Below are 18,974 nucleotides of genomic sequence, written 5' to 3'. Positions count from 1 at the left end.
ATTAGACAAAGTAATTAAGCATTTGGCTTAAATTTTATAAAAAAATATCCCTTCTCTAGTAAGCAAGGGTAGGAATGTAAACGGCAGATTTCCTGTTTTATGGTTAGTTGGGATTTTAATCGTGTGGGTATTCGTGAATTTGAGAAATGGATTTGACCTCCTCACTTCCCTTAATAATCCTGTTGCCACAACAAATATGTATCTATATGGGAAATGAGGATATCCTAACTAAACGATACCATATTAACCATCAGATCAGAGGTACTCAGATGATTAATCCAACAAACAACATTGATGACCAGCCGTTGCATTCGGATTTAAAGATGAATTTAAAAATGCTGCAGGATAATCTCGGGCACAGCCCTGACTTGGTTTCACGTCATTTCCAAGTGAATTCAGCAAATAAAATGCCTATCCATGGAGCTATTGTATATATTGAAGGGCTATCAAGCTCAAGCTCTATGCTTCAATCCGTCTATATGGGAAACCATGAGAGCAGTCAATATTTTACCCCGACAGAATTAATGGATTACTACAAGAATAGTGTCATTCCTGAAGGAGCCGTATTTACACTCACTTCATTTAATGAATTATTTGATATGCTGCTTACTGGAAACAGTATCCTTCTTCTTGATAATTGTGCTCAAGCTCTTTCTGTTGACACAAAAGATATTAGAGCTCGCTCGGTTGAAGAACCTAACGTTCAATCCGTGGTGCGCGGTCCCCGTGAAGGTTTTACTGAAGTGTTAAGTTGGAACACCGCTATGATTCGCAGAAAAATTAACAGTCGGCACCTATGGTTTGAGAACTATAAAATAGGAAGTGTCACAAAGACAGATGTTTCGGTCATTTTTATCGAAAATCTCGTTTCTGATAGCGTGCTTGAAATGGTTAGAGAACGATTGCAGAAAATCGATATCGACGGCATTCTTGAAAGTAATTATATAGAAGAACACATTCAAGATAAGAAATATTCACCTTTTCCAACCATATTTAATTCGGAGAGACCCGATGTGGTAGCTGCTGGTTTGCTGGAGGGAAGAGTCGCGATTATGGTCGATGGAACTCCGTTTGCACTTCTGGTTCCTGCACTGTTTACGCAATTTTTCCAATCAAGCGAGGATTATTACGAACGGACGGATTTCAGCACGCTGATTCGTTTGCTCCGCTTTTTTTGTTTTCTTATAGCTACCATTACACCCTCTTTCTATATTGCGATTACAACGTTTCACCAGGAGCTGCTTCCAACGACATTGCTCTATAATCTAGCCAGCCAGCGAGAAGGCGTCCCTTTCCCAGCTTTTATAGAGGCGCTCGTCATGGAGATTACCTTTGAGATTCTCCGTGAAGCCAGTGTACGAATGCCAAAAACGATTGGACAATCGATCTCCATCGTAGGAACACTGGTTGTTGGACAAGCCGCTGTAGAAGCTGGCCTCGTCAGCGCTGCCATGGTAATTGTGGTTTCCATAACGGCCATTTCGAATTTCGTACTCCCTGCTTTCAATCTAGGAATCGCAGCTCGGATTATCCGTTTCTTGCTGATGATCATGGCAGCATCCTTTGGATTGTACGGCGTATTTATCTGTATCATTGGGATCATTTTTCATCTATGCAGCCTCACGTCATTTGGCGTTCCTTATATGGCGCCGCTGGCTCCCTTCAACAGTACAGATCAGAAAGATACTCTATTCCGTATGCCCTTGCGCTCCATGATTACACGCCCCAAAAGCCTTAAACCAAAAAATCTAGTGAGGCAGAAAAAATCATGAAACGTTCTACGTCATTTGTCAGGCTAGTTCTCGTCGTCATCGTTCTTCTAATTTCCGCCATTCTCATGACTGCTTGCTGGAGCAGACATGAGTTAAACGAGCTTAGCATCGTGGTAGGGCTTGCTATCGATAAGAAAGGCGACAAATACAATGTAACCGTACAAATTGTTAATCCAGGTCAGGTAAGCAATAAGCAAGCAGAATCAAACAACTTCAGTCCAGTAGTCTCTTATGAAGCAACAGGCGTTTCAGTACCGGATGCACTCAGCAGAATGACGGTTAAGGCAGCACGACAGCTATATTACCCACACCTGCGGATATTAATTATAGGCGAGGATGTGGCTCGTAGCGGAATCAGTAAGCCGCTTGATTTTATCGCAAGAAACCGTGAGATGAGAACAGACTTTTATCTCATCGTAGCTAAAAAAACAACAGCAAGTGAAATCCTAAACATGTACAGCCCTATTGATCCGATTCCTGCGAATAACTTGTACACCAAGCTGGAGACCTCTGACCGATTATGGGCTGCAACCGGAAAAATCACATTGGACAAGCTGATTCAAGATTTATCCCAGCAAGGAAAAGGGGCGACTTTAACCGCTATAGAAATTGAAGGCAATCCTTCAAAAGGCGATAAAATAACTGATGCTGTAAATGTTGAACCAGAGGTCATCCTCAAATACACCGGTATGGCCGCTTTTAAACGGGATCGTATGGTAGGCTGGCTGAATGAAAACGACACAAAGGCGCTCAATTATCTTCAAAATAATATCGTCAAAACAACTGGCACGATTGCATGTCCAGATAGCAAAGGGAATGTAAGTCTTCAAGTCGTCCATTCTCATACGGATATACGCGTAAATACGAAAAATGAAACTCCTGCATTCGAAGTCATTTTAAAAACGGAGCAGGATATAACAGACATTAGCTGCGAGCTTGATATTACTCAGCCGGAGACGTTAGCCAAATTAAACAAGCTGGCCGATAAGACACTGGAAGAAATACTGAGCCGCACGATTCACAAATTTCAAAAGCAAGTTAAAGCAGATATATTTGGCTTTGGTTCAGCACTTCATCGTTCCAACCCGAAAATGTGGCATGGCATTAACGATTGGGATAAAATATTCGAAAATGTGAATATCACCGTTCAATCTCAGTGCACTATTCGGCGAATTGGAACTACGGTACAGTCTATTAGAAGCACAATTAAAAAATAGGTGGCGGCAGCTATGTGGTTATGGATAGGTGTAATCGGTGCATGGACGTGGGTTTCCATTGTTGAAATCCCTCCCCTATTCGGCAAGCGCAGGATGAAAGAACTTCTGCTGATTGTATTCATTATGATAACAGCAACCTCTGGCAGTCTGATTTTCATGTATATGCACAATCCGCCTAACCCTTTGGAATGGATAGAAAAAATAATATCTCCTTACGCTCGTGCAATCTACTCCTTGATGTCCTGAAAGGAAAAGACCGATGATGAAGCAAGATACTTTAAGTGTTCGCACATTCACGATATTAGTCATTTTCTTCATGATTGGCACCTCCATCCTCATTACGCCTGCAGGACTTACTTTGGTAGCGAAACAGGATGCTTGGCTCGCAGCCATTGTAGGAATCGGACTCAACATTCTAAGCGTCCTTATTTATGTCAGTCTCGGTAACCGATATGGGGACAAAACACTCATCCAGATGTGCCATCTTGCTTTTGGAAAGTGGATCGGCAATGTATTCGGTCTTTGCTTTATCGCTTTTTTCTATTTGCTCACCTCTCTAATGATTGGGGATCTCGGTTTTTTTCTAACCACACAAACCTTGCCGGAAACGCCGATTGAAATATTATTAATTATCTTTGTCATTATTGTTATATTTGCCGTTCGAGCAGGCATGGTCGTTTATTCCCGTGCGGTACAAATATTTTTTCCGATCCTATTTTTTATGCTCTGCTTTCTTATCATACCTATCTTCCCTCAAATAGAAGTTCTAGACTTTGAACCCATACTGGAGTATGGCTTTAAGCCCATTGTAAAAGCTGGCTTCTCCTTTTCCGGATTTCAGGAAATGATTGTGCTGCTCATGATTTATCCTTACGTAGCGAAATCAGCAAAAAGAGGACGAGGCTTTGTATGGGGAACCCTAATCGGTGGAATTGTACTGATCATCATAACTGTGGGATGTATAGGCGTAATGGGAGCTGCCGTCACCGCTAATCAATTATTTCCGGCCTACGTGCTGGCGAAAAATATTAACATCGGCCATTTTCTTGAACGTATTGAAGGGATTATGATGTTCATTTGGATTTTATCCATCGTGATGAAGATTGTGCTGACGTTTGATGCATCGTTGATTGGGTTCAGCCAGCTATTCAAATTGAAGGATCCGAAACCATATGTCATTCCGATGGGATTTGGCTTGATCGCTCTAGCGCTGTTATGTTACACAAATACAATTTCCGTCAATGATTTCCTCACCAAAAACTGGACACCCTTTGCTACGATTTTCACGATTTTTGTCCCCCTGTTCATTCTAGGTATATTACTGTTTCGTGGATCGGGCGAGAGTACAAGTAAGCAGGAGAATACTACTGAGAATGAGCAAGCATAGCTGTGATGGAAAGAAGACAAATCGGAGGTTTGTTTAATAAAACGGAGCCGCCTCAAAAGGCGGCTCCGTTGAAAAGCATAAATAACTGTAAAGCTCAGACATTATTCCCCCAAAACTTCTTTCAATTTCAGCAGCACAGTAACCGCTTCAGCACGGGTAGCAACGCCAGTTGGTTCAAATTTGTTACCGCTGCGTCCTTGTACAATTCCTTGCTTCTTCGCCGTTTCTGCAGCCTTCTTAGCCCATGCAGGTATAGCACTGTCATCAGTAAAGCCTGTTTTACCGGTTGCCTCTGCATCAAGGCCTGTAACTTTTGCGATCATAGCAACCATCTCGGCTCTTGATATGCTTGCATTTGGACGGAAGCTGCCATCCTCATAACCTGTAAGAATACCAGCCTCAACAGCCTGAGCTACTGCCTTTACCGCCCACGCGCCAATAGCAGACTTATCTTTAAATTGCAGCTCACTTCCGCTTGTTTGCGGCTTCAACATTTGCATCATCATCACTGCAAACTCCGCACGTGTTACCGAACTATTCGGCTTAAATGTACCGTCTGAATAACCATTTACAAAGCCTTCTGCCACTGCCTTTTGGATATTCAGCTGTGCCCAGTGACCATCAATATCCTTGAAGTTCAGTTGATTTTTATTTATTGCCATGACAGCAAATTTCGTAAAGTGATCAACTTCAACTTCAATTTTATTACTGTTTATCTTGCCTCCAATGGATACCCATTTCTTGCTCGTCTCATCGAAGTAGAATACAGCTGCCGTTTGATTCTCTTTAAGCAGCGATGAATTAAATTCAAAGACGAGTGTAACATTTTTGCTGAATTTACCCGAACTATTTTTCAACACTTCAAAGACTGAGCTGAGAGAAATATCGTCTTTCGAGAAAAGCTTAGCCGTATCCAGCAGCTCTTCAATGGTCAGCATAATTTCCTGAGCTGTTGCTCCAGCTGGGATCGTGACTTTAATTTTCTCACCTAAACTCACCTTTGCTGAGTAACCAGCCGGTATTGTTGCTTTTCCATTCGTAGATACAATCTCTGTTATACCAGTACCGCCGCCTGAATTACCGCCAGTTGGCGCTTTAGGTGTCGTAATATTTCTCGCATTGCTTGCCTTGGAGAAATTATTCGCATGATCGAATGCGATGACATAATACTGGTAAGCTGTTTCCGAGCTTAACCCTGTATCACTATAAGATGTACTTGTTGTTGTCGCCAGCTCAATACCATTACGGAAAACCTTGTAGCCTGCTACTCCCAAATTGTCAGTAGAAGCAGACCATGTCAAATTAATTTGAGTGCTGGAAACTGCTTCTGCTTTTAAATTCGATGGATCAGTAGGCGCATCCGTATCAACGATAGTTGGTGTCCACCAGTTGCCGGATACGACAATCATACTGAGCAAACGGAGGTTATTGCCAAAATATAAATCATCTTCCGTTTTAACAGCCGTATTATGATCCCAAAGCTTATTTAGCCATTCTTGATTGGATGAATCGATCATTGCACTAACCATTAGCGGAGCTGAGAAAGTGATATCTTGATAATCAGCTATCGCTTCCGAGCCATCCAATTTATAGCCTGCTAAAATATTTTGTGGATCGTTATCCGTCTTTTTACGAATCCACTCATTTAATGTACTTAACTGATCTTTGGCACGTTTTTCCCCTGTAATGAGATAGTCTGTGCCTATGCGCCATGGTGTACGGGATGAATTGTAGCTGTAATCGCCGTCTGTATCTGATTCTAGGAAGGAAGGCGGTGCAGGTATAAAGCTTCCGCTGTCCGTATCCTTCACGACAAAGTCTGGGAGCAGACCAGCGTTCGGACTGAAATTTTTATAAAGGCTTTCCATCACGTTATAGGTTTTGTCGACTACCTGATTCCAACGGCCATCGCCGGAAACAACAGCAAAATCCTTCATATGCTGCAGCATGAAATCCGAAGGACGGGTAGCATTTTCATACTCGCCGCTAGTTGCCCAATCGGCAATTCTTAATACCCAATCCTTTTGGTTGACTTCACTATCCATAATGGCTTTTATTACTTTACGAGCCTGAGCCAAATAATCAATTTCCCCATCATTTCCCCATTGTTCACTCGCAAGAAGAAGCGCATAGGCAATATCCATATCTCCATCCGTAGCTGAATCCACGCCGTTAATATCAATAATTGCTTTGCCATTATCAGCTTGCTGCCAAGCCATGAGGTCTGGATTAATTTCGCTTGGATGTGCTCTGAAATAACGATACATGCCGTCAAAATACTTCTTCGCATCTTTATCATGGCCTGCCATTAAAGCGGTGATCAGCATTCCATAACCATGAGCTTCAGAAACGGTAATCTCATTCTCTTCAAACCAGTCTCCATCCGCATACCACACATAATATTGGCCTGACGTATATGGATTCTCTTTCAAATATTTCGTTTTCCACTCGTCATATAATCTCGACACGGTATTATCCATATCAGCTTGCGTGATATGATTTGGCTTAATTGTGCCGTCCGCATAAGCCGTATGCTGAGGGAAAGCTTTAAGTGGGCCTTCACCCGCAGCAGCTGGCTTCGTCTTCACGCTTATCGAATTACTTGCAAGCGATTCTAGTCCCTCTTGATTAACTGCTTTCACTTCATACGTATAAGTGCTGTTTGCAGCTAAACCTGTATCGGAATAGGATAGCTTTGAGCTTGATGTTGCGCCAACTTTCACGCCATCACGGTACACACTATAGCCTGCCACGATGATGTTCCCAGAGGATGCCGCCCAAGTCAATTCGTTCTGATACGGGGATACGGCTTTTCCAGTCAAGCTTGTTGGTGCTGAAGGCGGCTCATTCTCGGCACCATTTTCAATCGTTGTGACTTCCACCGGAGCGGAGTTGTCTCTCGTTCCAACAGCCTTAACGATAAAATCATATTTCTTATTCGAATTGATGTCTTTAATTTCTAAGCTGTATTCCGTTTGATTGCCAGTTGCCGAAATATATTCGCTCCAGTGTGCTGCTACTTTGTCGTTCTTCTCGTAGATTCTAAATCCTCTAACCGGCTCTGTTCCTGTAGAAGGCTTCTTCCAAGATAAAATCGCTTTATCCCCTTCCACCTTCACCTTGACGTTCTCTACCTTCTCCGGCTTCGTATCCGTTCTTCTGATTCCGTAATCATCATAAGCTTTCAATCCCTTGCCAACTGTATTTTCAGCTTTTTCGTCTGCAACAGCTGCTGTAAATGCGGTAAAAGCAAGTACTTTATCCGAAATAGACACATCCGTAAACATTTTTTTGAATGGTTGAGTGTCTATCTCAGCAAAGTAATCATCATAAGGAATGGGATTGCCGTTCTCATCCTTTACTTCTTGCGCATCCCCATTTTCATCAATATAATGCTGATTATTTTTTTCGTAAAACTTATTTCCGAACGCATTAGACATCAGGTAGACTGTCCCTTTAGGATCGATAGCATTGCCTTCCTCATCGATTTTAAAGTCTTTAATGATCTCATCATTTAACATTTGGAATGATCTCATATACATATGATCATGGGCTTCGAACACCATATCGATTCCCATTTCGTCAAATTCAGGAATGAGATACTTTTTGTAAAATTGAACCCGCTCATCTTCCCACTGCGCTGAATTGTCACCAGCTCCGTAAGGTCCTTTATGGAAAGTGACAAACTTCCATTTCTTATCGCTTTTCGCGACTGTGTTTTGCATCCATTTCACTTGATCCCAGAACTCTTTATCCGCCCATTCTACATCTTTCCCATTCGCTGCAAGTCCGCCTTCATATTGGGAATTGAATACCATGAAGAGCGCGTCGCCATACTCGAAGGAATAAACAGAACCTTCATCCGTACCCGCTACCGTTTGCTTAGGCAAGTTGAAGTGGTTATAGAAATTATTATTAGGCGTCGTTACATCACCGTCATAATCATTCACTTCATGACCGCCAAGTACAGGTACATAAGGAACATTTGTGAGAGAATCCTGTGCTAAGCCCAGCATCCACTGCCATTGCTCCTCCAAATCTCCATTGTCGACCAAATCGCCCGCACTGATCAGAAATTTAGGTTCGAGAGTATAATCGACTGCTTTCCTAAACGTATCTGCCCACGGTTCAAAATCAGACTTATTAGAAGCCTGCGAATCCGATCCTGCAATAAAGCGGAAAGGTTGGTTAGCTGCTGTATCCGTTGTAAATGAGCCAATAATGCTCCAGCTGCCCTCTTCTCCATTACCCACTCGGAATTTATAAGCTGTACCTGGTTTCAGCTCTCTTGCGATTGCTTTATGACTGATGAATTTCGTGAAGGTTTTGGAATCACGATCAGCTTCTGTCATAAAGGTTTCAATTTCCTCCGCCGTTCCTTTATAGCTGACTACTCCAGCTGCCGGGAAGACATTCCCTGACATTTTCGAAGCCTCAACGACTTGAACGACAGAGTCTGTCATCGTATCGGTATACCATGCTAGAGCGATACTCGTCTTGGGATCACCGTTAAATGTCATATTGATCATTTTCGGCAAGAAAGGCGATTGTTGTATGCTAAAGCTCCATGTCAAATCACGAATCTGAGTCACTTCGTCTGTACCTTTGATTAATGATTTCGGAACAGAGATCGTATACGTTTTGCCATAACTAAACTCAGGATGATTAATCTTAAGCGTGTTTCCACCAACAACTTCCAGTGAAACACCGGCTAATGATTTATTCTCATTGTCGACAATGCTTACAGCAGATGCGGTGTCTAAAGAGATGGCCTTATTAAACTTGACGGTCAACGGCGCATCCACCGATACATTTTCAGCCTTGTCCTTTGGAAGCTTAACCAGATCAATAGTCGGTACACGAATGGCCGAGTTATCTATACGCTCCCCTTGAACCAGAATGTTTCTGATTTTGCTGGAGCCTCCGCCTCCAATTCCATCACTATTGCCATTTGTGTTCTGTCCCGAGCTAACGACCCAGCGAAGATACAGAAGCTCCTGATCATTCGCTTCACTTGGAATCGCAACGTTCTTCAGTTTGCATTCATCGTTAGGCGGGCAACTATATACTCCTTTAGTCATTTTAACCGCACCGTTCGGCACATCCGTCCATGTCGCCCGATCCGTACTCATCTGCAGTTTAAAATCACGCGGTCCGGAGCCGGAAGAGGTTTGCTCCGATGACAAGGTTAAATTTTTAAAGCCTTTGGTCGAGATCGTAGCAAGCCAATATTTTTGGCTAAAATCACCGCTCCAGCCTTGATAACTAAGATCCTTGTTGCTCCCGCTATAGTATTCAAACGTTCCACCGACATTTTGGAACAAGGAAGCCGCTCCGTAAGCACCGCCTGTTGCTATGGAGATGCCATTATCCCCTTCATTCGGAAATATCCATTCCGCAACCTTCTCTGCTCCGTTACTCACAGCTGCTGGTTCATCCGCGGCAGCAACAAAGTTAGAGAAAGTGGTGGTCAACATGATGAACGTTAATAATATACAAGTCATTACATGAAATGATTTTTTCCGTTTGTTTCTGCTATGCATATACTTAACCTCTTTTCTTTTCCATAATGAAAACGAATGATCAAAAAGCCCAATTCTTTGAATGCGCTATCATAAATATTTGGTTTTCACAATCACTCTTGGCTCCACCCCCTCTTTCAGGTCGATTTACATTGTCTAAAAGTTTAAACGCTTTAATCTTCAAAAAAGAGTTTATCCTGTAAGGAAAGCCCTGTCAATCACTTCCAAGGATTTTTCTACGAATTTAGTAGTTATTCACCTGTCCAATTCAAATTTTTCTCCTTATTTCGCACTTATCCTCCCCGTTCCTATAAGAAAAACGAATTCATTAATCATTTTAAGTATAAGCGCTTAAATTATTTGTAAATTTGAATAGTGTTGATTTTTCAGATGCATAGACTTCCTAAAATGCATAAAATATACATTAATTAGACTTTGCATTTCCGAGAAAAAGTCAAAAAACCCGATCTCATTGGATCGGGTTTTCCATTTTCCAGACAGCTGGTTCGAAGGGCGGACGCCTCCCTTTAGTTAAGCTGCTTCCATTTTTGTTCAAGCGTTTGAGGAATATAGCTTTCCAATTGATGTAAAAGTTCTAATGGTTCACTGGAAACATTGATAAGACTGAGATGTGAATCATTGGAGAAGCCTTCTTTAATGCTATGGTTAATCAATTGAACGAAAGGATCAAAATAATTTCTAATATTTAGAATACCTACAGGCTTTTTATGTATGCCAATTTGTGACCAGCACAAGACCTCGAAAAGCTCCTCATATGTCCCAAAACCGCCGGGCAAAGCAATAAAACCATCTGCTAGTTCACTCATTTTAGCCTTGCGTTCATGCATATTTTCCACTTCTATTAACTGAGTTAATTCTCTATGCACCACTTCTCCTCTAAACAATCCTTTAGGCATAACTCCGATCACTTCACCGCCACCAGTCATGACAGCATTAGCGATTTCACCCATTAAACCTATTTTAGAGCCGCCATAGATTAATCGATAATTTTTCTTAGCCATGTAATGACCAAGTTCAGCAGCTTTCGCTTTATAATCGTGATGCTCCCCTAAATTTGATCCAGCAAAAATACAAATTGATTTCATATATCCATCTCCAAACTATATATTGATAATTTACATAGTCTAATATACTATATATTGACGATAAATCAAATTAGTAATTCTGAGTTTCACAAACCGCCTCTCAAATTAAAAAAAAGGACAGCTGCTCTCAGCTGCCCTTCAATGAACTCATCCATTACGCGCTTTGTCGTTTCCTGTTCCGAAATCGGTTTGCCAATACAGCAGCTTGGAACCTATCCAAACCATCCCCATATCGGTTAACTTGCCGAATATTGCAAACAAAATTAAGCTTGTCATTATAATTGCCGGACGTCCCGTCGTTTGACCGTCGGTCATGAGAAACCCGAGCCCTTTGCTGGCACCCATAATTTCCGCTGCTACGACGAACATCCAGCCCATGCTGAGCCCGCTTCTCATGCCAACGACCAAGGAAGGCAGCGTAGCCGGCAGAAAAAAATGCCAGATTAATCGGAAGCCTTTGTACCCATGTACCCATCCTACCTCGATCAGCTTGCGATCTACATTTATAATGCCTGTCAGCAAATTCAAATAGACGGGGAAAAATACCCCAATGGCAATAAGAGTGATCTTCGAAGTCTCGTAAATACCGAGCCACAAAATAAATAGCGGAACCCATGCCATAGAGGGAATATTTCTGAGTGCTTGAAGCATCGGATCAAACAAATAACGGAAAAACCGAAAGTATCCGTTTAGAATGCCTAGTACCAACGCGACTGCCAAACCTGCAACAAAACCAGCGAATACCCGGTACAATGTAATAAATAAATGATCACCCAGCTCGCCCGATGCGAGCAGGTCGGTGAAGGTGCCGTAAATCCGGGTAAGCGGCGGCAGTAAGTTGGGGGCTGCATATCCTGTAACGGAAGCATATTGCCATGCGCCGAGTAGGAGTATAGGAACTAGGAATCCCAAAGCGATTTGAAAAATGCGACTGTCCGTGAATTTCAAATCGATGACCTCCGTTTATTGTGCGATCTTTGTGAAGTATTCCGAATCGATCAGTTCATCTACAACTTTGGCAACATCCGTATTATCAGGAATAATTCCACTCTTCAATAAGACGCTACCCGCTGCATTAAGGGCATTCTTCTGTGTATCGCCGATAACAGGATTAGAAAGATCAGTTCTTTCGATCACCTTTTCTACGACTGGCAGCGTCTGCTTGGATTGCTCGCTTACAATTTTTTTGAATTCCTCTACATTGCCGATGGCCCATTTCCGAGCTTGTTCATAAGCTTCAATCACTTTTTTCGTCAACTCCGGGTTATCGTTCGCGAACGACTCTCTTACATTAAGCACCCCATAAGTATTCAAGGAAGCGTCGCGGATAACGAGCTTAGAGCCCTGCTCAACTTCGGTCTGCGCCATAAACGGATCTAATCCCGCCCAAGCATCGACTTCACCTTTTTCCAAAGCTGCTTTTCCATCCGCGTGCTGCAGTTGAACGAGCTCTACATCTTTTTCACTCAACCCCGCTTGATCCAGAATACGCAGCAGGAAAATATACGGGTCCGTCCCCTTAGTAACCGCGATTTTCTTGCCTTTCAAGTCCTGAGCCTTGGTAATCGCAGAATCAGCTTTTGTGACAAGAGCTGTCCATTCCGGCGTAGAATAAACGTAAATCGACTTGATGGGATTTCCGTTTGCTTTGCCTAATAATGCCGCAGCGCCTGCCGTAGAGCCGAAATCTATGCTTTTGCTATTCAAATACTCCAATGCCTTATTGCTTCCCGCGCTAAGTACCCATTCCACCTGAATGCCATCTGCTTTAAGCGCCTCCTCGAGAAAACCTTTCTCCTTCAGCACAAGGCTTACCGGATTATAATAAGCATAATCCAGCTTAATCTTCGTAACACTTGCTGATGCTTCCTTCGACGTGCCGTTGCCGCAGCCCGCCAACTGTAATATGGCCAAAACCATAACAATCGCGAAAGCGATTTGCTTGCCTTTTCCTATTCTCATGTTCATATCCCCTTAAATGGTATAGTTATCGTTTTTACCTGTATTTCCACTTGGCGATTCGGGTTTCTCTTTAGTCAGAATGCGGTCAAGAATCAATTTCTCGTAATAGGCGAAGCCGCTGTCATGCTCTCTCGGTCGCGACAACGTAATCCTAACGTCGAATGCGATCTTTCCGTGCTCAATGAGAATAACCCTATCCGCCAATTGCACCGCTTCCGCAACGTCATGAGTGACCAGCAGTGCCGTAAATTTCTGCTCCGTCCATAATCGCTCTATTAATTGCTGCATTTCGATTCTAGTTAAGGCATCCAGTGCGCCCAGCGGCTCGTCAAGCAGCAGCAACTTGGGATTCCCTGCTAAGGCGCGGGCCAGCGCCACCCTTTGGCGCTGCCCACCGGACAACACGCCCGGCCACTCGGATGCGCGACTACTTAGCCCCACTTGTTCGAGGGCTTTCTCCGCTTTCTGAATGACTCCGTCCTTGACGCCGACTCTGACGTTTTCCAGTACACTTTTCCATGGGAGCAGTCTAGCATCCTGGAACAGAACCCGAGTATCCGGGTGTATAAACCGGATTTCCTCGCTGTCGATATATACGCCGCCTTCTGATGCCTTCTCAAGACCCGCCACCAGTCGAAGCAAAGTGCTTTTCCCGCAGCCGCTCCTTCCTACGATGGCAATGAATTCCCCAGGTTTCCCTTCAAGCTCCACCTCTTGTAGAACCTGCTTATTTCCGTACCGCTTAGCCGTTTTCTTGATTTGCAGATGGCTGCCTAAAGTAGTTTGTTCCACGCTTTACCCTCCTTGATATTTTCTTTTCTCCAGATTCGAAAGAGCGGTCATGCTTAGCGCGAGGAGGTCGTTGTACTCTTCGGAATAATCTGATTGGCAATCATTTCGCCGAATGGACTTATGAAGAGCGGTTGATCCATCTGCTCCTTCTTTTGCAATGGAAGCTTCGGAAACAACAATTCCGCGACCCGGTAAGCCTCCTCCAAGTGGGGGTAGCCAGATAGAATGAAGGTTTCAATTCCGAGCTCTTGATACTCCAGCATGCGAGCGGCTACCTGATCGGGATCTCCTACAAGCGCAGTGCCTGCTCCACCGCGAACCAAGCCGACCCCAGCCCATAGGTTAGGACTTACCACAAGCTTGCTTCGGTCCCCTCCATGCAGCTCAGCCATCCGGCGTTGTCCCTCCGAATCCATCTTGGCAAAAGAGCTCTGAGCCCTCGCAATGGTTTCATCATCGACATGTGAAATAAGTTCATCCGCCGCTTGCCATGCTTCTGCTTCTGTTCTACGTACAATAACATGCAGTCTTATTCCAAACTTAATCGTTCTTCCGGCAGCCTCCGCTAGTCGTTTCATTTTGGTGATTTTCTCAGCAACCTGCTCCAGAGGCTCACCCCATGTCAGATAAACATCGATGTGGTCAGCCGCTATCTCCATTGCCGCATCCGAAGATCCCCCAAAATAAAGTGGCGGATAAGGGGCTTGAAGCGGAGGATAAAGCACTTTCCCGCCCTTCACGCTCAGATGGTCTCCCTCTAAATCCACTTCTTCTCCTTGCAGCACTCGTTTCCATATTTCGAGGAACTCACCGGTTAAGCCGTAGCGATCCGAATGATCTAGGAAAACGCCATCTCCTTCAAGCTCTGCCTTATCGCCGCCGGTCACAACGTTGATAAGCAGCCGTCCATTGGAGAAGCGATCCAGCGTTGCCGCCATTCTTGCCGCCAAAGTAGGAGACATCAAGCCCGGTCTTACTGCAACTAAAAACTTCAGCTTCTCCGTAGCAGGAACTAACGTTGAAGCGACAACCCATGCATCTTCGCATGAGCGGCCCGTTGGAAGAAGTACGCCGCCAAACCCCAGCTCGTCAGCTGCTTGAGCGATTTGTTTGGTGTATGCATAGTTAACCGCTCTAGCACCTTCGCTAGTGCCTAGAAAATGTCCGTCGCCGTGTGTGGGAATAAACCAGAAAACTTCCAAAATATTCAATCTCCTCTCAAATAGAAAAGACACCTGTCCCATGTAGCTGGAGAAAGGTGCCTTTAGTGGTCTAATCGGCTTGTATTTTGATATAGGTTGATCATCTATCCCTTGCTCGTTTCCTGTAATAGCTTCCATATCGGATCGATATAACTGCTTTTATTTGTGTTCAAATACTGATTCGCGTACGAGCGAACGGGATCACCCGCGTAGAAACGTTCATACAATTCATGGCGCGAGCCGAGCGGACTGCCGATTAAATCCCATGCCAGCTTGAACAACTTTACCTTTTTTTCCGAGCTGACAGAGGCGCCTTCGAAATACAGATGCATGAATTTGGAGATCGGACCATAGAAGTCTTCCATACTGGACGGGGTTTGAACGAACCCTCCTCCTCCGACTTGCTGCAGAATCTCAATCGCTCTCGGATAAATTTTCGTTCCAATATTCCTTGCCGTATCGATGAAGGAAATCTCAGGCAACCAAACTCCCGAAGCATTTTGCGCAGCCTTCGTCTCAGAAGCGATCACCAGCGCGCGCATCGTATCGACTTGCGTCAGCAGCTCGCCAAGCTTCTCCTGAATGTGTAGAAAGCCAGTTACCCCAATGGATTCCGATATTGCGAAAGCAAGCCCTGTTACGAATTCAAGCTTTGCGACGGACCTCACAACCGTTTGATGGAAAGCGAGCGAATTCGCCGTTTTGTTGTTCCGCAGACTCAATACAGATTCTGAGTCACCATAAAGCAATACGCGTTCCCACGGAATCAGAACATCGTCGAAAAACAGCACGGCGTCCATTTCCTCATATCGAGAGCTCAAAATATGTTCCTTTTCTCTCGAATCTGCGAACGATTCCCGGCAAACAATATGCAGCCCTTTTGAATTTGCCGGAACAATGAGTACATGCGAATGCTCCTTGTTCTCCTTTTTCAGCTGCAAAAAGGAGAAAATAATGAAATCGTGAGTATAAGGCGCTCCTGTCGCAATCATTTTCGCTCCGCGCACAATAATGCCTTCGCTCGTTTCCTTCACGACATGAAGGAATCTTTCTGAAATACGCTCATCGCTCAGTTCACGGGAACGATCGATCTGCGGGTCCAGTATAGCCGTCGTAAGAAACAAGTCGTTATCTCTGGCCGATTCGTAATACTTCTCGATCTTCGCTTGGAATCCCGAATCCCTCTTGCTGATTTCCTCTCTATCCGCGTACCATCCCGTAATCATGGACCTTCCGTAGTCGGATAAACGACTCATAATGCCATTTGTTTCTTTCGCCCAACAGGTAAAAGCTTTACTTCTTGTTAAAATATCTTCCTTCGAATAAGGCACTAGAAACGAACTGTGAACATATCGGCCTAATGATGGCTGCAAATATCCAACTTCATCTCTGCGATGCGGATCATCCAGCAAATCAAATAGTCCTGTGATGGTTTTGAGCGTGCCTTGAAACGCGGGATGTGTGGGCAAATCATCCACCGCTTGGCCTTCAAGCCAAACCTTTCGACCATCCTTAAGGCTTTTTAGAAACTTTTCACCTCTCGTTGTCATTGAACGGATTCTCCTTGACTTCTTTTTCCGATAAGAATACTATGTTTTTATTCCTGTTGTGATATTATCCAATTTCTTCAATGTTTTCAACCATCAGTTTTAGTTCTTATGTCCTTTAAACAACAAAACAACGATCTATGTTTGATTACTCAAAAACAAACAACAATAGAATATATCTATTCGACCTTTTTATTACTGGCAAGATTTAAAACCATGGAAATTGCTCGCTTAAACATGGATTTCTATTTGTTGGTTAAACAACATATATGACCATTTTGTTTGTTATCTGAAGGAGGATAAAAACATGCTGCAGCCATCGAAAGAAGACCGGAGAATTATCCGATCACGGAAGGTCATAACGGAAGCTTTCGTTTCCCTTCTAAGAGTAAAAGGATTTCCTGATATTTCTGTAGCCGATTTAACGGAACATGCCGAAATTAATCGATCAACCTTTTATGCCCATTACAAAGATAAATTCGATCTCCTTCATGCCGTTATTGAAGAGAAGCTAACCTTGTTATCCGAAGAGCTTGAAGCCTCTAGAGTAAGCCATTCCGTACTTTCTAATACGATAGACAGTCCTCATCCTTATTTCGTCACGTTGTTCGATCATCTTCAAACCCATGCAGGATTTTATACGATCATGTTCAAGCGAATCGAGGATAATGCAGTTCGAAGCCGTATGCTGGAGGTTATTAGAGAAAGCCAGTTCATTATCATCTCCCATTTCAAACTCGAACAAAAGATGCTTATTCCCATGGACGTTCTATTGGATTATCTCTGCTCTTCTATTATTGGGGTAGTAGAGAAGTGGTATGACAACGGAATGAAATACAGCGCTAATTACATGGCTCTTCAGTTGACGAGAATTAGCATGCTCGGCACGGATAAAGCTATGGGGTTATAGAACCGGGGATCAAACTGGAAACTAGAATAGCAGGCAGCTCCAGACAAGGAATAAGATTCATGGATATGAGGAAAAGTGTAGAGTAACTCTAATACATGATGTTTCAGCTGATAATAACGTCATGTAATTGAACAAAATCAAAGGCCGCTTCAATTAAGCGACCTTTGATTCGAGGGACTCATTTTATTATTTATTCGTAACCGCAGCCACTACATCGTCAATGACTCTGCCCTCAGCATTTGGTCCCGAAGACATCCAATGTCTAGCCGATACTTTGAACACATGATTTTCCTTGACAGCAGGCATCGACTTCCAAACACTAAGCTTCTCAACTTCCGCTGAAGCAGCTTCCTCTTTCGCGAAATCCTCCGCTGTGTCGATCGATCCACCATAAATGGCAAATATGTAATCTGCCGTAATCGTAGGCAACTTCTCCAGCGACGTATTTATTCCCCAATCATCGGATGATTCCTTCTGAAACGCTGCAATACTCGTGTCAGGAACTAAACCCAATTGCTCATAGATCAGTTTGTTAAAGCTAGGGAAAAACACCTGCAGATCCTTGACTGATGGACGAATAAAGACTACCTTGTTGTCCGCTCCAACTGCAGAAGATATCGTTGCTTTAGCTTCATTTATTTTATCGTCATACGCCTGAATTACCGCCTGTGATTTTTCCTCCAGCCCCAATATTTTTCCGATTTCAGTTATATTGGTTTTCCAATCATCTGGAGTAAAAGGAAGCGTTGGAGCAATTTTACTAAGTTCATCGTATCCCGCCTGATCGGTAAAATACTGTTGAAGCAGGATTAGATCCGGCTTTGATTCCAGAATCTGCTCCAGATTCTGATTCGTATCTGAGCTGCCAGACATTGGGATTTTCAATTCTTTTAACTGATCTTCTAAATAATAGCCGTTGAATCCATACGCATATACCATCGGTACTCCCAATGACAATGTAATATCTTCAAGTCCGATTACAGCGATCCGTTTTGGGTTTGACGGAACTTTCGTCTCTCCGTACGCGTGCTTGATCGTTTGCTGCTCTTTCTCCTCCGCTTGTGCGGTAGACTGAGGACTGTCCGTTTGTACAGGCTCCGTGGCTTTGCCAGAGTTAGCCTTCTCACCTGCATTCGTGTTATTGCCGCAAGCGCTGATCATTACTGCCAACAGTAATATAATCATTAACCCTGCGAATTTCTGATTCCTTCCTTGATTCCAATTGCCACCCTGACTTACATAATCCGTTCTCTTTCTTTGAAGCATCGTATTCCCTCCGCAATTTATATTGATATTGATTCTCATTATCGACAAATCATTATAGCATACTAATTACGGCTATGAATACAACAAAATTCCACTACTTTGAGCTCTATAAAACTGTTTCTCAACCGAGATTTCTATCGGAATTTCACTTTATCCAGTAGTTTAGCTCTCTCGCAGTGCTTTTACTTCTGATGATGAAAAATAGCCAGAAACAGCCATAAAACACCATCACACGTTGAGATAAGAAATATACTCCAAATGGCTGCCCCATAAAATGACTATCGTCATATT

Annotated in this window: 13 protein-coding genes; 5 read left to right on the top strand and 8 right to left on the bottom strand. The window is 43.4% G+C overall.

Annotation, left to right across the window (positions count from 1 at the left end; translation table 11 throughout):
* Positions 1 to 269: 269 nt before the first annotated feature.
* From BK120_RS11690 to BK120_RS11675, 4 genes are read left to right on the top strand one after another with little or no spacing between them, the layout of a single operon-like run.
* Positions 270 to 1,772 carry a spore germination protein gene (locus BK120_RS11690; protein WP_076267662.1) on the top strand — a complete coding sequence of 501 codons (1,503 nt, stop codon included), beginning with the start codon at positions 270 to 272 and terminating at the stop codon, positions 1,770 to 1,772.
* Positions 1,769 to 2,989, top strand: a complete 1,221-nt coding sequence (locus BK120_RS11685; protein ID WP_076267661.1) for a Ger(x)C family spore germination protein — start codon at positions 1,769 to 1,771, stop codon at positions 2,987 to 2,989. The genes BK120_RS11690 and BK120_RS11685 overlap by 4 nt, the downstream gene beginning before the upstream one ends.
* Before the next feature lie 12 nt (positions 2,990 to 3,001).
* Entirely contained in the window at positions 3,002 to 3,235 is a 234-nt protein-coding gene (locus BK120_RS11680) for a hypothetical protein (protein WP_076267660.1), read from the top strand.
* 13 nt (positions 3,236 to 3,248) lie between these two features.
* A complete protein-coding gene (locus BK120_RS11675) occupies positions 3,249 to 4,376 on the top strand; it encodes a GerAB/ArcD/ProY family transporter (protein ID WP_076267659.1) in 1,128 nt (375 codons plus the stop codon).
* Positions 4,377 to 4,477: 101 nt separating this feature from the next.
* Here BK120_RS11675 and BK120_RS11670 read toward each other — a convergent pair whose 3' ends face one another.
* From BK120_RS11670 to BK120_RS11640, 7 genes are all read right to left on the bottom strand, one after another.
* Positions 4,478 to 9,919: a glycosyl hydrolase family 8 gene (locus tag BK120_RS11670; RefSeq protein WP_076267658.1), complete on the bottom strand. Its 5,442-nt coding sequence runs from the start codon at positions 9,917 to 9,919 to the stop codon at positions 4,478 to 4,480.
* 506 nt (positions 9,920 to 10,425) lie between these two features.
* Complete coding sequence (locus BK120_RS11665; protein ID WP_076267657.1) at positions 10,426 to 11,004, bottom strand: LOG family protein; 579 nt, start codon at positions 11,002 to 11,004, stop codon at positions 10,426 to 10,428.
* Between the two features lie 147 nt (positions 11,005 to 11,151).
* Positions 11,152 to 11,952 (bottom strand): ABC transporter permease, encoded by an 801-nt coding sequence (locus BK120_RS11660; protein ID WP_076267656.1) that lies wholly within the window; start codon positions 11,950 to 11,952, stop codon positions 11,152 to 11,154.
* A gap of 15 nt (positions 11,953 to 11,967) precedes the next feature.
* Positions 11,968 to 12,966: an aliphatic sulfonate ABC transporter substrate-binding protein gene (locus BK120_RS11655; RefSeq protein WP_076267655.1), complete on the bottom strand. Its 999-nt coding sequence runs from the start codon at positions 12,964 to 12,966 to the stop codon at positions 11,968 to 11,970.
* Positions 12,967 to 12,978: 12 nt separating this feature from the next.
* Positions 12,979 to 13,758, bottom strand: a complete 780-nt coding sequence (locus BK120_RS11650) for an ATP-binding cassette domain-containing protein (RefSeq protein WP_076267654.1) — start codon at positions 13,756 to 13,758, stop codon at positions 12,979 to 12,981.
* 53 nt (positions 13,759 to 13,811) lie between these two features.
* Positions 13,812 to 14,960: an FMNH2-dependent alkanesulfonate monooxygenase gene (gene ssuD / locus BK120_RS11645; RefSeq protein ID WP_076267653.1), complete on the bottom strand. Its 1,149-nt coding sequence runs from the start codon at positions 14,958 to 14,960 to the stop codon at positions 13,812 to 13,814.
* Between the two features lie 104 nt (positions 14,961 to 15,064).
* The gene (locus BK120_RS11640; RefSeq protein WP_076267652.1) at positions 15,065 to 16,510 is read right to left on the bottom strand and encodes a 4-hydroxyphenylacetate 3-hydroxylase family protein; all 1,446 of its coding nucleotides are present in this window, start codon (positions 16,508 to 16,510) and stop codon (positions 15,065 to 15,067) included.
* Positions 16,511 to 16,814: 304 nt separating this feature from the next.
* Between BK120_RS11640 and BK120_RS11635 the strand changes: the two genes are divergently transcribed.
* Entirely contained in the window at positions 16,815 to 17,417 is a 603-nt protein-coding gene (locus BK120_RS11635; RefSeq protein WP_076267651.1) for a TetR/AcrR family transcriptional regulator, read from the top strand.
* Between the two features lie 186 nt (positions 17,418 to 17,603).
* Here the strand turns inward: BK120_RS11635 and BK120_RS11630 are convergent, their stop codons facing one another.
* Positions 17,604 to 18,683 carry an ABC transporter substrate-binding protein gene (locus BK120_RS11630; RefSeq protein ID WP_076267650.1) on the bottom strand — a complete coding sequence of 360 codons (1,080 nt, stop codon included), beginning with the start codon at positions 18,681 to 18,683 and terminating at the stop codon, positions 17,604 to 17,606.
* Between the last annotated feature and the right edge of the window lie 291 nt (positions 18,684 to 18,974).

Origin of the sequence: Paenibacillus sp. FSL A5-0031, assembly GCF_001956295.1 — a bacterium.
Taxonomy (GTDB): domain Bacteria; phylum Bacillota; class Bacilli; order Paenibacillales; family Paenibacillaceae; genus Pristimantibacillus.
This window is presented reverse-complemented; position numbering and strand designations above follow the sequence as displayed.

Coding starts and splice junctions, on each gene's coding strand:
- BK120_RS11685 (WP_076267661.1), top strand. CDS start 1,769: ATGAAACGTTCTACGTCATTTGTCAGGCTAGTTCTCGTCGTCATCGTT.
- BK120_RS11665 (WP_076267657.1), bottom strand. CDS start 11,004: ATGAAATCAATTTGTATTTTTGCTGGATCAAATTTAGGGGAGCATCAC.
- BK120_RS11670 (WP_076267658.1), bottom strand. CDS start 9,919: ATGCATAGCAGAAACAAACGGAAAAAATCATTTCATGTAATGACTTGT.
- BK120_RS11640 (WP_076267652.1), bottom strand. CDS start 16,510: ATGACAACGAGAGGTGAAAAGTTTCTAAAAAGCCTTAAGGATGGTCGA.
- BK120_RS11680 (WP_076267660.1), top strand. CDS start 3,002: ATGTGGTTATGGATAGGTGTAATCGGTGCATGGACGTGGGTTTCCATT.
- BK120_RS11635 (WP_076267651.1), top strand. CDS start 16,815: ATGCTGCAGCCATCGAAAGAAGACCGGAGAATTATCCGATCACGGAAG.
- BK120_RS11690 (WP_076267662.1), top strand. CDS start 270: ATGATTAATCCAACAAACAACATTGATGACCAGCCGTTGCATTCGGAT.
- BK120_RS11630 (WP_076267650.1), bottom strand. CDS start 18,683: ATGCTTCAAAGAAAGAGAACGGATTATGTAAGTCAGGGTGGCAATTGG.
- BK120_RS11655 (WP_076267655.1), bottom strand. CDS start 12,966: ATGAGAATAGGAAAAGGCAAGCAAATCGCTTTCGCGATTGTTATGGTT.
- BK120_RS11675 (WP_076267659.1), top strand. CDS start 3,249: ATGATGAAGCAAGATACTTTAAGTGTTCGCACATTCACGATATTAGTC.